Origin of the sequence: Rhizobium sp. NZLR10, assembly GCF_019685125.1 — a bacterium.
Lineage (GTDB): Bacteria > Pseudomonadota > Alphaproteobacteria > Rhizobiales > Rhizobiaceae > Rhizobium.
Map to the genome: position 1 here is coordinate 63866 of NZ_JABDWE010000023.1, position 13457 is coordinate 77322.

The window sequence follows — 13457 nt, forward strand, 5'->3', positions numbered from 1 at the left end:
GATGACCTTCGACTTTTCGCCCTTCCTGCCTTGGCCGATTCTAGCCGCACTGGCCGCCGTCAGCGCCATCATCGCTGCCTTCGCGATCTGGCGCGGCATTCGCGGCGCCTGGATCAGAACACTGGCAGCTCTCGCCATGCTGGCCGCCCTTGCCAATCCTGTGCTGCTGCAGGAGGATAGGGATCAACTGTCGACGATCGTCCCGGTTCTCGTTGATCGAAGCCAGAGCCAGCAGACACCCGATCGCGTCAAGATGACCGACGATGCGCTTGCGGCCTTGAAGGGACAGCTCGCCCGCTTCCCCCAGATAGAGCCCCGCTTCGTCGACGTCGAAGGCGACGTCAATTCCGACGTACCGTCGACGCGCCTGTTCGACGCGCTGTCGGCAAACATCGCCGATGTTCCGCCTGCCCGCATTGGCGGCGCTATCATGCTGACCGACGGTGAAGTCCATGATGTTCCGGCCGCCAATCAGGCGCTCGGTTTCGATGCGCCTATCCATGGCCTCGTGACCGGCAAGGCCAACGAATTCGATCGCCGCATCGAAGTCATCAAGGGGCCGCGCTTCGGCATCGTCAACGAGGAGCAGCAGGTCGTTCTGCGCGTCTTCGACGACGGCCCAAGCCCCGGTGGCACGGCCAATGTCACGGTGAAGCTGAATGGTGACGAGATCGCCACCCTGCAGGCGACGCCCGGCCAGGATACGCCCTTTTCCTTCAAGGTGCCCGCCGGCGGCAGCAACGTGCTTGAATTCGCCGTTGCAGCGCTCCCCGGCGAGGTCACCACCGCCAACAACCGCGCCGTTCACGTCATCGACGGCATCCGCCAGAATCTTCGCGTCCTTCTCGTTTCCGGCGAGCCGCATGCCGGCGAGCGCGCCTGGCGTAACCTGCTGAAATCCGATGCCTCCGTCGACCTCGTCCACTTCACCATTCTGCGCCCGCCGGAAAAGCAGGACGGCACGCCGATCAACGAGCTATCGCTGATCGCCTTTCCGACGCGCGAACTCTTCGTCGACAAGATCAAGGATTTCGACCTGATCATCTTCGATCGCTACCAGCACCGCGGCGTGCTGCCGCTGCTCTATTACGATTACATCGCGCAATATGTCGAAAACGGCGGCGCGCTGCTGATCGCAGCCGGTCCCGAGCATGCCGGCCCGGATTCCATTGCACTGACGCCCCTTTCCTCGGTCCTGCCCGCGACGCCCACCGGAGAGATGATCGAGAAGGCCTTCTATCCCCGCCTCTCCGAGGAAGGCCGCAAGCATCCCGTCACCCGCGGCCTGGACGGCTCGGGCGAGGATCCGCCGCATTGGGGTCGCTGGTTCCGTAGCGTCGATGTCGACCGGCCGCAGGGGGAGACGATCATGCTGGGTGCCGACAACCACCCGCTGCTGGTGCTGAACCGCGCCGGACAGGGTCGCGTCGCCATGCTGCTTTCCGATCAGGGCTGGCTTTGGGCACGCGGCTTCGAAGGCGGCGGGCCGAACGTTTCGCTCTATCGCCGTATCGCCCATTGGCTGATGAAGGAGCCGGCGCTCGAGGAAGAAGCGCTGACGGCGCGCGCCTCCGGCCGGACACTTGAAGTCACCCGCCAGACGATCGGCGACAATCCGGGCAACGCCACCGTGCGTTATCCCTCAGGCAAGACTGAAACCCTGCCGCTCACCCAATCCGAACCGGGGCTCTACAAGGCCGAGAAGAGGATGGACGAAATCGGCCTCTTCGAAATCCGCAACGGCAGGCTGTCGACGCTCGTTCATATCGGCGCCGTCGACGCACCTGAATTCAAGGCGATGATCTCGACGACCGATGTGCTGAAGCCGGCCGCCGACAGAAGCAAGGGTCTCGTCACCCGCGTCGCTAACGAAAATGGCAGGATCACCGTCCCGCCGATCCTGCCGGTGCGCGGCCAAGTCCGCCTCGCCGACAACGATCGCATGGTGATCCGCATGACCAGCGAAACGGTCTTGAAGGGCATCAACACGCTGCCGCTCTTTGCCGGTTTCGCCGGCGTCGGCATCCTGCTGCTAGCCTTCGGAACCATGTGGTGGCGCGAAGGGCGATAATCGCATGCCGGAATTCGAGCTGACCGCTTCACCCTCGCCGGAGGAACTGGCTGCGATCACCGATGCGCTCTCGGCCTTCAACACCAGCGATGTCGGCCCCTCCGATCGCCGGCCGCTCACCGTTCTCATCCGTGATACCGACGGCAAGGTGACCGGCGGCCTGTCGGGCTTCACCGCCTGGGGCTGGCTCTTCACCCAGATGCTCTATATTCCCGACACGCTGCGCGGCACCGGTCTCGCCGGCAAGATCCTTGCAAAGGCGGAAGAAGAGGCCAAGGCGCGCGGCTGCCGCGGCGCCTGGATCGACACCTTCAGCCCGCTGGCTCTCAGTGCCTATTTGCGTCAGGGTTATGAAGTCTTCGGCGAGCTCGAGGATTTCCCGGAAGGTCGTAACCGCAGCTTCCTCCGGAAAACCCTCTGATCATCCATGCCAGGCAATTGCGCCCTTCAGCCGTTCGTGTACGCCCTCAGCCATCGGAACGACGAGCACACGGCCGGGATCGACGGGTCCTGGAAAGGAAAGTGCATTATATGTGACCTTCTCGAAGCCGAGCGGGCCGTAATAGGGCGGATCGCCGACGAGGATCACGGCTTCCGAGCCCTTGCGTCTTGCCGCCTCCACCGCGATCCGCACCAGTTCGCGACCGATGCCCTGGTTCTTATGGGAGGGACGGACGGCAAGCGGGCCGAGAAGGTGACCCTTCACCGTGCCGGCCAGCACCGGCGTCATGCGCACCGAGGCGATCGTCTCGCCATTGTCGGTGCAGATGAAGGAGAGCGACAGATCATGCGGCCCCTGCTCACGGATGCGCGCGGCAGCGCGCGTGAAGCGGCCCGGACCGAAAGCTTCCTCATTGATGTGTTCGATGGCGGCGTCATGGGACGCGTCTTCGGTGAGGTAGACGAGATCGTGCTGGTACATGATGACAGAAACCGGATGGACAGATTGATGGGTCTCGAACACGCCTTGGGCGTTCGGGAGCATCAGCGTCGTCGCGGGTTTCTGGAAATGAACATCAGGCAAAGATCCTAAAATCGTGAAGTGGCCGATAGCAGGAAAAATTTCCGCCGTCCAACGCAAAATGCACGCTTCTGCGCTCGGAACTATGCAGTGCCCAAACCGCGTGACACACTGTTCAACCTTTACCGCCTGCAAAGCCCCGCTATCTCAGCTAACTTCGGCCCCGACACGCAACCAAAGGAAATGAAGATCATGGGAATGCTGGTGGACGGCGTCTGGCATGACATCTGGTACGACACGAAGGAAAGCAAGGGCCAATTCAAGCGGCAGCCCTCGCAGTTCCGCAACTGGGTGACATCGGACGGTGAGGCCGGCCCTTCCGGCAGCGGCGGCTTCAAGGCCGAAGCCGGGCGTTACAATCTCTATGTCTCGCTTGCCTGTCCCTGGGCGCACCGCACGCTGATCTTCCGCAAGCTAAAGAAGCTGGAGGAGCTGATTTCAGTCTCCGTCGTCGATCCGCTGATGCTCGAGAACGGCTGGGAATTCAAGATCGGCGACGGCGCCACCGGCGACCAGCTCTTCGGCGCCGACACCCTCTGGCAGATCTACCTCAAGGCCGATCCCCACTATTCCGGCCGCGTCACCGTTCCCGTGCTTTGGGACAAGACGACCGCCACGATCGTCAACAACGAATCGGCCGAGATCATCCGCATGTTCAACAGCGCCTTCGACGGACTGACAGGCTCGAAGGCCGATTTTTATCCGGACGACCTCCGCGCCGAAATCGATGCGCTGAACGCCACTGTCTACGACACCGTCAACAATGGCGTCTACAAGGCGGGCTTTGCCACCACTCAGGAAGCCTATGAGGAAAACGTCGGCAAGCTGTTCGAAACCCTCGACATGCTCGACGACCGCCTTGGCAACAGCCGCTACCTGTTCGGCAACAGGCAGACCGAGGCCGACTGGCGCCTGTTTACGACCCTGGTGCGCTTCGACCCCGTTTATGTCGGCCATTTCAAATGCAACATCCGCCGGATCGCCGATTACCGCAATCTGTCGGGCTACCTGCGCGATCTCTACCAGACGGCCGGCATTGCCGAAACGGTGAACCTGAAGCACATCAAAGAACACTATTACCGCAGCCACAAGACGATCAACCCGACCGGCATCGTTCCCGTCGGCCCGGCGCTTGATCTCGACAGCCCGCATGGCCGCGCTACTGCGCCGCGCGTCTTTTCAGACGCGCAAAGGACGCTCTAACATCTAGAATTGCTGCATACCGCGGCCTGAGGGACTCTTACCAGCGGTGGTCGGGCTCCTGCTCACCTCGAAGCTCGGCGAGGCGGCGATGTGTCGCCTCGGTCGTGCCCTCGGGCAGACTGTCGAGCGAAAAGAAGCCGCTGTCGGAGATCTCCCAGTCCGGTGGGCGTGGCGCCGTCTGCTCGACGCTCGCCCGGTAGAACACGACATGGTCCCGGCGGGTGTTGGTGGTGTTGAAATAGACCTGCACCAGCTGCGGCTTGCCGATGATCCTGAGGTTGCCCTCCTCGCGCAGCTCTTTCGCAAGCGCTTCTTCGACCGTCTCGTTGCGCTCCAGTCCGCCGCCCGGCATATGCCAACCGCCGACATAGCTGTGGCGCACGAGGAAAATCCGACCGTCCGCATCGAAGCACGCAGCCCTGACACCCATCGTCATGCCGCGGGCGAAGGAGAAATAGACATGCAGGAGGCGCAAGGCCAGCCTGATGTGAGGGGGCCGCTTCTCTTTATCCACCATCGCTCCGTTTCAGCTCTTCATCGCGCCGGATGTGTTTGATTTGTCAATAAGCTGGTCTATGTCTCGTAGCATGTTTAAGCTCGCGCATATTTCCGACGTCCACCTCGGGCCGTTGCCCAGTCTTTCCATTCAAGAGCTGTTTTCAAAACGCATAACAGGCTTTGTGAACTGGCATCGAAATCGACGCAAGCACCTTTTCGGCAGCACGCTGGATCTGCTGCTCGACGACATCCGCGCCCATCAGGCAGATCACCTGGCAGTCACCGGCGACCTCGTCAACCTGGCGAGCGGCATTGAGATTCGCGCCGCCGCTGCCTGGCTGCGCGCGCTCGGCGATCCCGCGAACACGTCAGTCGTTCCCGGCAATCATGACGCCTATGTGCCCGGCGCCTACGAGAAGTCGATGCGCGCCTGGTACGATTATGTCCGCGGCGATCTCGCCCCGCCGCAATGGCAGGAGGATCGCCATATCTTCCCTTATCTGCGCATCCGCGACAAAGTCGCGATCGTCGGCTGCTCGACAGCGGTCGCCACCCCTCCCTTTGCCGCCTCCGGCTTTTTCGGCGCGCGACAGGCCCGCGATACAGTCAACGTGCTGCGCGCGGCCGGCGAAGCCGGTCTCTTCCGCGTTGTCATGATCCATCATCCGCCGATCCGCGGCGCCACGGCCTTTTACAAACGAATGATCGGCATCCGCCGCTTCGCCGCCGTGATTTCGACGGGCGGCGCCGAACTCGTGCTGCATGGCCATACGCACCTGAACACGCTGCACTGGCTGCGCGGCCAGGTGCAGCCAGTGCCTGTCGTCGGCATCGCGTCAGCCTCGCAGGGCCCGGGCAGCATCAGGCCGCCTGCCGCCTACAACCTCTTCTCCATCGACGGCTCGCCCGGCGCCTGGGAGCTCAGCGGCGAGCGCTTCAGCCTCAACAGGGCCGGCGACGCGGTGATGTCGGAAAGCGCAGATATTTTCACGCGTTAGCGCCGGTTCCGGACTCCTTTTATCCAGCACTTGAACCGATCTGAGAGGACGTCAGGCCATCGTCGCAACAATCACCATGGCGGCCGCTTAACCTCTTGGTATTTTTAGCGGTAAGCGTACAATCCCGGCGATTGCATCGCCTGAGAACGGAGCACACTTATGACGTCTTCTTTCCGTCACCTGTCCATAATTTCGCTCGCCGCCGGCTTTGCCTTCGGCATCGCCACGGCTGCTTTCGCGGTCGGCGACAACAACGATGACACCAATCCGCCGCCGAAGACCCAGACGACCAAGACCTGCACCGGCGGCAAGGTCTGGGACAAGGCCAAGAAGGAATGCGTCAATCCGAAGAAGAGCAGCTTCAATGACGACGATCTCTATAAGTTCGCCCGCGAGTTTGCCTATGCCGATCAGTATGACAATGCCATCACCGTGCTCAATCTCGCCCGCAATCAGAACGACCCGCGCATCCTGAACTATCTCGGCTACGCCAACCGCAAGGCCGGTCGCATGGAGCTCGGCATGTCCTACTATCGTAGGGCGCTACAGGCGGATGAGAACTACATCCTCGCCCGCTCCTATATGGGCATGGCGATGGTGGAACAGGGAGATATCCAGGGAGCCCGCGTCCAGCTTGTCGAAATCCGCGATCGCGGCGGCGAAGGCACATGGGCCTATCGGGCTCTGCTGCAAAGCTTGAACGGCTACAAGACATATTGACGCAAGGTTTGTGGGCAACAATGCGAAAATCCCTTGAGAAAAGGGGATGAAGACGGCCGGATGCTTGCGAAGTGCAGCAGATTTGTTTCATAAAGCACTGGCATCGTCGGCGTCGATAAGGCCGGCTTCGCGTTCGACGGCGAACCCTTCGTCCGCGAAACCATTGTGAATGCTTCTTGGATAGACAATGCGTCAACCCGCAACGACCATCGATCTCCGGCGTGATCTCGTCGGCCTTCTGCCCCGCCTTCGCCGCTTCGCGATCACGCTCGCGGGTGAGGCTGCCGTGGCCGACGAACTCGTTCAGGCCGTCTGTCAGCGCGCCATCACCAAGGGCAATCAATGGAGCGGTGAAGGCCGGTTGGAAAGCTGGATCTACACGCTTGCCCGCCAGCAATGGACCGACGACAGCCGCAAGCGCAAGCCGAAGGCTTCCGTCCGCGGCAACGTCACCGATATACGCGAGGCCGCGCGCGAACGCTCGGCTGGAGCCGATCCGGACGGCATCCATCACATGATCGCCGATATGCCGGACGGTCTTTCCAGCATGTTCCTGCTCGTCGACGTCGAAGGCCACAGCTACCAACAGGCGGCCGACATCATGGGCACGCCGGTGGCAAATGTCGTCTCCCAACTCGCGACCGCAAGGCTGCATTTTGCCGGGCTTGCCGGCACCCACCCGATCCACAGGTACTGAATTTGCTCGATCTCAGGAAATTGCCGCTCGAAGCCCAGCTCACCGCCCTTCTCGATGGCGAGGTCTCGCCCGAACAGCGGCACGAACTGGAGCAGCGCCTGGCAACCGACGAGAGCACGCGCCGGCTGCACGAGAAGCTGCGCCACGGCGCCGATTTCGGCCGCCACCGCTTCGACGATATCCTGAAGGAGCCCGTGCCGCTCGCCCTCGTCCGCGCGATCAAAAGCACGCAGCCGCCAAAAACGCCGATCGCCCAGCGCGCCACGCGCCCGCATGTGAAACTGGCGCCGAGCGGCCCGCAGGCACTGGCCGCCGCTCTCATCCTCTTCGCCGTCGGTTGCGGTATCGGCTATTTCGTCGGCACCGCCCCGGATGCCGACGAAATAGCCACCACAACCTCCGCCACCGCACCGGCCAATACCAGCGACTGGCTGGGCGACGTCACAGCCTATCAGCGCCTGCTGATCCGCCAGCCTCGTCATCTCGTCGAAGTGCCCGCCTCGCAGGCCGAGGAAATCTCCAGCTGGCTGACGACCGCGATCGGCGTGCCCTTCCGCGTGCCGGATCTCAGCGGCGAAGCCTGGACCTTCCAGGGCGCCCGCGTCATCCTCGGCGACAGCCGCCCTGTCGGCCAGCTCGTCTATTCCAACGCCGACGGCGACGTAATCTCCATCTGCTTCCGCAAGGACGCGCAGCCACCGGAGACCGACGACTTCAAGGAAACGATCAAGGACGAGATCGGCCTCGTGACCTGGCACAATGCCGGCACGTCCTACGTGCTTGCCGGCCCCTCCGCCGAAGCGACGCTCGGCCAGCTCGCAATGAAAATCGCTACCGCGATCTGACGGCGCCCTGATGCATCTCGCCCGGAATTGCGCAGCGGGATAACGACATACAAAAACAAAGAGCTAAAGCGCGTCGCATGAATCAAGTTTGATGCGACGCGCTTTAGCTCCAATTCATTTCAAGCCGCATCGATCGCGGCCTGAGTTCTTAAGATCAGGCCTTGCCGGCCTTCACCTCGAGCACGCGGTTTGCCGCCGAGACGATCGCTTCCAGCGATGCCGCGACGATGTTGGTATTGACGCCGGCTCCGAACAGCTTGCCGCCGGGATAGGAAGTCTCGACATAGGAGATCGCTGCCGCGTTCGAGCCGTGCTGCAGCGAATGTTCGGAATAGTCCTCGACCGACATCTCGATGCCGAGATAATGCGACAGCGCGTTGATGAAGCCGTCGATCGGGCCGTTGCCGCGTCCTTCGATGCGCTTGATCTCGCCATTGTCGGTGATCTCAGCCGCCACGATCCGCTGACCCCTGTGCTCGGTATCGGGATAGGTGTGGTGGTCAACGAATTTGAGGCGCGCGCCCGGCTGCGTCACGTAGCGCTCGATAAAACGGTCGTAGATCCGCTTCGAAGGAAGCTCCTTGCCCTCTACGTCGGTAATACGCTGGATATCCTCGCGGAACTCGACCTGCAGGTTGCGCGGCAGGTTCAGCCCGTAATCCTGCTGCAGAATATAGGCGATGCCGCCCTTGCCGGACTGCGAGTTGATGCGGATGATCGCCTCATAGGAACGGCCGACATCGCGCGGATCAATCGGCAGGTATGGGACTTCCCAGACGGGATGGTTGGCGACCTGCGCCGCCTTCATGCCCTTATTGATCGCATCCTGATGCGAGCCTGAGAAGGCCGTATAGACCAGCTCGCCGACGTAAGGATGACGCTCGGAAATCGCCATCTGGTTCGAATATTCGAACACTTCCTTGATGCGCCCGATGTTCGAGCAGTCGATTTCGGGATCGACGCCTTGCGTGAACATGTTCAGCGCCATCGTCACCATGTCGACATTGCCGGTGCGCTCGCCATTGCCGAAGAGCGTGCCTTCGACGCGGTCGGCGCCTGCCAGCAAGGCCAGTTCGGCGGCGGCGATCCCTGTGCCGCGGTCGTTATGCGGATGCAGCGAAACGATCAGGTTGTCACGATTGTCGAGGTTGCGGCACATCCATTCGATCTGGTCGGCATAGACGTTCGGCGTCGCCATCTCGACGGTGGACGGCAGGTTGATGATCAGCTTGTTATCTGGCGTCGGCTTGACGACCTCGATGACGGCATTGCAGATTTCCAAAGCCACCTCGAGCTCAGTGCCGGTGAAGCTCTCCGGCGAATATTCGAGACGATAACCACCGCCCGCCTTGGCGGCCATGTCGGTGATCATCTTGGCGGCATCGACGGCGATCTGCTTGATGCCCTGCACATCCTTGGCGAAGACGACGCGGCGCTGCAGCTCGCTGGTCGAGTTATAGAAATGCACGATCGGCCGGTTTGCGCCTTCCAGCGCCTCGAAGGTGCGGGTGATGAGTTCCGGGCGGCACTGCACCAACACCTGCAGGGAGACGTCGGCGGGCACGTTGCTCTCTTCGACACACCAGCGGGCGAAATCGAAGTCGGTCTGCGAGGCCGAGGGGAAACCGATCTCGATTTCCTTGAAGCCCATCTCCAGCAGCAGCTGGAACATCCGCGCCTTGCGATCGTGGCCCATCGGGTCGACCAGTGCCTGGTTGCCGTCGCGCAGGTCGACCGAGCACCAGACCGGCGCCTTGGTGATGGTTTTCGTCGGCCAGGTGCGGTCGGGAATGTTCACCTGCGGATACGCCCGGTATTTCACCGCAGCGTCGGGCATGCCTTTTGCAGCGTCGGACATGCCTTTTGCGGGGGCGGCCTTCAGTGAGGATTGCGTCTTCGCGTCCATCGTATCGTCTCCTCGTCCCGGCATTTGCCCGCTCTTAGCCGATCGTATCAGGCTTGGCGATATACAAATGCGGACCTTTGTCGGTCATTAGTTCAATTTTGAAAGTGAGTCGCGAGGAGCGATGGCCGGGCGGGCCTTCGGCCGCCGGGCGCTCCTCAAAGGACCCGGCAACCGCGCGTAAGGCCGAGGAGAAGAAGCGAGGTCAGGGCGCGCGTATTGTCACGCAGGGCGATGCGGCCGCGTGCAATCGTGTCAGAAATTCTGGCGCCAGTGGTCTTCATGGCCGCGCTTATAACCTCGGGCGGTGGAACTGGCAAGCCCTTGCCAGGCTTTTGGCGGCCGATGGCGCAATGACATTCCGCTATCGCGGCTGGCTTCGATCTTTCCAAACACTCACCAGCCGCGCCAGCGCCAGCATCAGCCCGCCCGCGATCAGGCCCCAGAAAGCGCCGGAAATGCCGCCGAAGGAAACGCCTGAGGCGGTGACCAGGAAGGTGATCGCCGCCGCCTCGCGCGACTCCGGGGCCTGGAAGGCCGACATCGCCGAGGAGGAGAAGGCGCCGACCAGTGCCAGCCCTGCCACCGCCTCGATCAGGACGGGAGGCGCAAGGGCGACGAAGGCAGTCACCGCGCCAGCGAGCAGCCCGAGGATGACATAGCCGACGCCGGCGATCAGTGACGCCCAATAGCGCCTCTTCGGATCGGCGTGGGCATCCTGTCCGGCACACATCGCCGCGGTGATTGCCGCCAGATTAACAGCATGGCCGCCGAACGGCGCCGACAGCAGGGAGAAAAAGCCGGTGACGGCAAAGAGCGGACCGGGTTTCGGATCGTAGTGATTGACCTTCAGGACCGCGATACCCGGAATATTCTGCGAGGCCATGGTGACGATGAACAGCGGCAGCGCGATCGAGACAAGGCCGGCAAGATTGAACACCGGCCAGATGATCTCCGCCGTCGGCACCAGCGACCGTTCGAGCGAACTCAGTGCACCGTCGGGAATATCGACGCCAAAGACCAACACCAGCACGAAGGCAGCGAGCGCTGCCGGTACCGCCCACAGCCGCTTGAAGGCGCCGACGACGATCCAGGCGACGACGATCGGCAGGCCGAGGAGCGGGTTGAAGCCGATCGCCTTCACCGGCGCGAAGCAGAGGCCGATCAGCACGCCTGATAGCATCGCATTGGCGAGCGGCGCAGGAATGGCGGCAACCGCCCGGCCGAGCGGCTTGAAAAGTCCGGCGACGACAATCAACGCAGCACAGATCAGAAATGCGCCGACCGCCGCATTGAAGCCGCCGTCGATTGCCCCGGTGCTTGCCAGCAGCGCGGCGCCGGGCGTCGACCAGGCGATACTGATCGGCAATCGCGTCAAGGCACAGAGCACGATCGCGCAAACGCCCATGGAGATCGACAACGCCATCAGCCCCGAAGCCGCTTGCGCATCCGTCGCACCGACCGCTTCGAGCCCGTGCAGCACGACGGCAAACGAGCTGGCAGAACCGACGAAGGCGGTCAGCAGCCCCATGAACAGGGCCTGGACGGAAAAATCTTTGTGCATGGCGGGACTCTTGGACTGTAAGAACGGCGCATGGAGCATGATGGTTGCCGCAGGCGCAAGTCCGGATTCAGGCCTTTCCGTTCAGTCCTCGCCGATAGGAGTGCTATCTCCACTCAAGCACTGCTGAAAGCAAACCGCCCTCACCTGAGATCTGCAGGCAAGGGCGGGTTCTTAGCAGCTTTGAATGAGAGAACTCAGATATCGGCCTGCGACGTCACGATCCGCGAGACGAGGCCATAATCCTTCGCCTCTTCGGCCGAAAGCCAGTAGTCGCGATCGGTATCCCTGGCGATCTTGTCGAGCGGCTGACCGGTGGCCTCAGCCATGATCCTGTTCAGGCGGTCGTTCATCTTGATGATCTCGCGCGCCTGGATCTCGATATCGGATGCCATGCCGCGCGTGCCGCCGGAGGGCTGATGCAGCAGGAAGCGGGTGTTCGGCAGGCACAGGCGCCGCTCCTTCGGAGTGGCGACATAGATCAGCGCGCCGGCCGAGGCGACCCAGCCGGTGCCGATCATCCAGACCTTCGGCTTGATGAACTTGACCATGTCATGGATGGAATCGCCGGATTCGACGTGGCCGCCGGGCGAATTGACATAGATGCGGATGTCTTCGTCGCTGGCCGCAGCAAGCGCCACGAGCTGCGAGCAGACCTTCTGCGCCAATTCCTGATTGATCGGTCCGTAGATGAAGATCGAACGCGACTTGAAAAGATTCGCCTCCGTTTCCTTGCCGAGCGGCAGTTCCTTCGTCTTGTCGTCCTGGTCTTCGTCGTTCATTCGAACCTCTTGGAGATGAATTCGGCTTCCCCGCACATAGTGCGACTCAATGCCTAAAACAATGTGGGAAAAACACAAGGCACCGAAGCGATGGAGATATCCTTAAGAAGCCGCGCGTCGTTCTGCAAGCCTTACTGAATTGTAACGGGCAAAGGCTTTGAAAAGCCTAAATCGGTTCCTACCTCAACCTCACGCAGCGAAAGCTGCACCGAAAAAATCATCGAGCGTTCTTAATACGTCCGGTCGGACACGGGAGCGCTCTGGAGCAACAGGAGACAGGACATGTCACCCGAAGAACGCCAATTGCTGACTGCCCTCTTCGATCGTGTGCGCACCGCGGCCGCCCAGCCGCGCGACCGCGACGCCGAGGCCCTGATCGACCAGGCGACGCGCGAGCAGCCCTCGGCCACCTATTATCTTGCCCAGGCCGTCATCGTTCAGGAAAAGGGGCTGGAGGCGGCGGCCAACCATATCAAGGAGCTCGAGGAGCATGTCCGCCAGCTGGAAGCCGGCGCGAACGATCACCGCCAGGCCGAACAGGGCGGCGGCTTCCTGAGCTCGATCTTCGGCAACACCCAGACGCAGCAGCCAGCACCCATTCCGTCCAGCCCTGGCGCTTCTGGTCCCTGGGGCCAGCAATCACGCGCCTATGACGAACCCCGCGGCTACGACCGCGATGCCCGCCAGCCGCAGCAGCAGCCGACTGGCCCCTGGACCCAGCAGGCCTCTGCGCCTTCGGCCGGCGGCGGCTTCCTGCGCGGCGCGCTCGGCACGGCAGCGGGCGTTGCCGGCGGCATGCTGCTTGCCAATTCACTGAGCGGCATCTTCGGCAATCACATGTCCTCGCTCGGCTGGGGCTCGCCCTTCGGCGCAAACCCCTTCGGCAATGCCAGTGCTCCCACCGAGGAAACCGTCATCAACAACTATTACGGCAATGACGACACAAGCCAGGCCTCGGACAACGCTGCCGATGACAACGACAATGCCAATGTGCAGCAGGCCGATTACGACGGCGGCGACGATTCTGCCGACGACTCATCCGGTGGCGACGTCACGGACGTGTGAGGTTTATTAGGCAGAAATGGGCGGCAGTTGGTTTCGCATTGCCGCACTGTTGCCCGGCCCTTCGCTTTAAGCTCAGGGCGTTCGCTGCTGCAA

At 62.1% G+C, this 13457-nt stretch carries 13 protein-coding genes; 8 read left to right on the plus strand and 5 right to left on the minus strand.

Annotated features, from left to right (window positions below; translation table 11 throughout):
• Position 1: 1 nt before the first annotated feature.
• Both HJB82_RS27870 and HJB82_RS27875 read left to right on the plus strand, forming a co-directional pair.
• Complete coding sequence (locus HJB82_RS27870; protein WP_207581313.1) at positions 2 to 2071, plus strand: hypothetical protein; 2070 nt, start codon at positions 2 to 4, stop codon at positions 2069 to 2071.
• Positions 2072 to 2075: 4 nt separating this feature from the next.
• On the plus strand, positions 2076 to 2492 hold the full coding sequence (locus tag HJB82_RS27875) for a GNAT family N-acetyltransferase (RefSeq protein ID WP_207581314.1): 417 nt from the start codon (positions 2076 to 2078) through the stop codon (positions 2490 to 2492).
• Here HJB82_RS27875 and HJB82_RS27880 read toward each other — a convergent pair whose 3' ends face one another.
• Positions 2493 to 3056: a GNAT family N-acetyltransferase gene (locus HJB82_RS27880; RefSeq protein ID WP_207581315.1), complete on the minus strand. Its 564-nt coding sequence runs from the start codon at positions 3054 to 3056 to the stop codon at positions 2493 to 2495.
• Between the two features lie 228 nt (positions 3057 to 3284).
• Between HJB82_RS27880 and HJB82_RS27885 the strand changes: the two genes are divergently transcribed.
• Positions 3285 to 4295 carry a glutathione S-transferase family protein gene (locus HJB82_RS27885; protein ID WP_207581316.1) on the plus strand — a complete coding sequence of 337 codons (1011 nt, stop codon included), beginning with the start codon at positions 3285 to 3287 and terminating at the stop codon, positions 4293 to 4295.
• A gap of 37 nt (positions 4296 to 4332) precedes the next feature.
• Here HJB82_RS27885 and HJB82_RS27890 read toward each other — a convergent pair whose 3' ends face one another.
• Entirely contained in the window at positions 4333 to 4812 is a 480-nt protein-coding gene (locus HJB82_RS27890; RefSeq protein ID WP_207581317.1) for an NUDIX domain-containing protein, read from the minus strand.
• Positions 4813 to 4882: 70 nt separating this feature from the next.
• On the opposite strand from HJB82_RS27890, the gene HJB82_RS27895 reads away from it, so the two are divergent.
• From HJB82_RS27895 to HJB82_RS27910, 4 genes are all read left to right on the plus strand, one after another.
• Positions 4883 to 5791 carry a metallophosphoesterase gene (locus tag HJB82_RS27895; protein WP_221115866.1) on the plus strand — a complete coding sequence of 303 codons (909 nt, stop codon included), beginning with the start codon at positions 4883 to 4885 and terminating at the stop codon, positions 5789 to 5791.
• Positions 5792 to 5950: 159 nt separating this feature from the next.
• Positions 5951 to 6511: a M48 family metallopeptidase gene (locus tag HJB82_RS27900; protein ID WP_207581319.1), complete on the plus strand. Its 561-nt coding sequence runs from the start codon at positions 5951 to 5953 to the stop codon at positions 6509 to 6511.
• 187 nt (positions 6512 to 6698) lie between these two features.
• The gene (locus HJB82_RS27905; protein ID WP_207581320.1) at positions 6699 to 7208 is read left to right on the plus strand and encodes an RNA polymerase sigma factor; all 510 of its coding nucleotides are present in this window, start codon (positions 6699 to 6701) and stop codon (positions 7206 to 7208) included.
• Between the two features lie 2 nt (positions 7209 to 7210).
• Positions 7211 to 8053, plus strand: coding sequence for an anti-sigma factor (locus tag HJB82_RS27910; RefSeq protein WP_207581321.1), 843 nt, complete (start codon positions 7211 to 7213; stop codon positions 8051 to 8053).
• 154 nt (positions 8054 to 8207) lie between these two features.
• On the opposite strand, the gene leuA is transcribed toward HJB82_RS27910, so the two are convergent.
• From leuA to HJB82_RS27925, 3 genes are all read right to left on the minus strand, one after another.
• Complete coding sequence (gene leuA, locus HJB82_RS27915) at positions 8208 to 9959, minus strand: 2-isopropylmalate synthase (RefSeq protein ID WP_221142103.1); 1752 nt, start codon at positions 9957 to 9959, stop codon at positions 8208 to 8210.
• A 361-nt stretch (positions 9960 to 10320) separates the two neighbouring features.
• Positions 10321 to 11520, minus strand: a complete 1200-nt coding sequence (locus HJB82_RS27920) for a benzoate/H(+) symporter BenE family transporter (RefSeq protein WP_405049114.1) — start codon at positions 11518 to 11520, stop codon at positions 10321 to 10323.
• 194 nt (positions 11521 to 11714) lie between these two features.
• Entirely contained in the window at positions 11715 to 12299 is a 585-nt protein-coding gene (locus HJB82_RS27925; protein ID WP_207581324.1) for an ATP-dependent Clp protease proteolytic subunit, read from the minus strand.
• 282 nt (positions 12300 to 12581) lie between these two features.
• On the opposite strand from HJB82_RS27925, the gene HJB82_RS27930 reads away from it, so the two are divergent.
• Positions 12582 to 13364 (plus strand): DUF2076 domain-containing protein, encoded by a 783-nt coding sequence (locus HJB82_RS27930; RefSeq protein ID WP_207581325.1) that lies wholly within the window; start codon positions 12582 to 12584, stop codon positions 13362 to 13364.
• Positions 13365 to 13457 lie beyond the last annotated feature (93 nt).

Excerpts from the sequence above, each read along its gene's own strand:
- HJB82_RS27895 (WP_221115866.1), top strand. The coding sequence starts at position 4,883 with ATGTTTAAGCTCGCGCATATTTCCGACGTCCACCTCGGGCCGTTGCCC.
- HJB82_RS27890 (WP_207581317.1), bottom strand. The coding sequence starts at position 4,812 with ATGGTGGATAAAGAGAAGCGGCCCCCTCACATCAGGCTGGCCTTGCGC.
- HJB82_RS27930 (WP_207581325.1), top strand. The coding sequence starts at position 12,582 with ATGTCACCCGAAGAACGCCAATTGCTGACTGCCCTCTTCGATCGTGTG.
- leuA (WP_221142103.1), bottom strand. The coding sequence starts at position 9,959 with ATGGACGCGAAGACGCAATCCTCACTGAAGGCCGCCCCCGCAAAAGGC.
- HJB82_RS27875 (WP_207581314.1), top strand. The coding sequence starts at position 2,076 with ATGCCGGAATTCGAGCTGACCGCTTCACCCTCGCCGGAGGAACTGGCT.
- HJB82_RS27870 (WP_207581313.1), top strand. The coding sequence starts at position 2 with ATGACCTTCGACTTTTCGCCCTTCCTGCCTTGGCCGATTCTAGCCGCA.
- HJB82_RS27925 (WP_207581324.1), bottom strand. The coding sequence starts at position 12,299 with ATGAACGACGAAGACCAGGACGACAAGACGAAGGAACTGCCGCTCGGC.
- HJB82_RS27880 (WP_207581315.1), bottom strand. The coding sequence starts at position 3,056 with ATGCTCCCGAACGCCCAAGGCGTGTTCGAGACCCATCAATCTGTCCAT.
- HJB82_RS27900 (WP_207581319.1), top strand. The coding sequence starts at position 5,951 with ATGACGTCTTCTTTCCGTCACCTGTCCATAATTTCGCTCGCCGCCGGC.
- HJB82_RS27905 (WP_207581320.1), top strand. The coding sequence starts at position 6,699 with ATGCGTCAACCCGCAACGACCATCGATCTCCGGCGTGATCTCGTCGGC.
- HJB82_RS27885 (WP_207581316.1), top strand. The coding sequence starts at position 3,285 with ATGGGAATGCTGGTGGACGGCGTCTGGCATGACATCTGGTACGACACG.
- HJB82_RS27920 (WP_405049114.1), bottom strand. The coding sequence starts at position 11,520 with ATGCACAAAGATTTTTCCGTCCAGGCCCTGTTCATGGGGCTGCTGACC.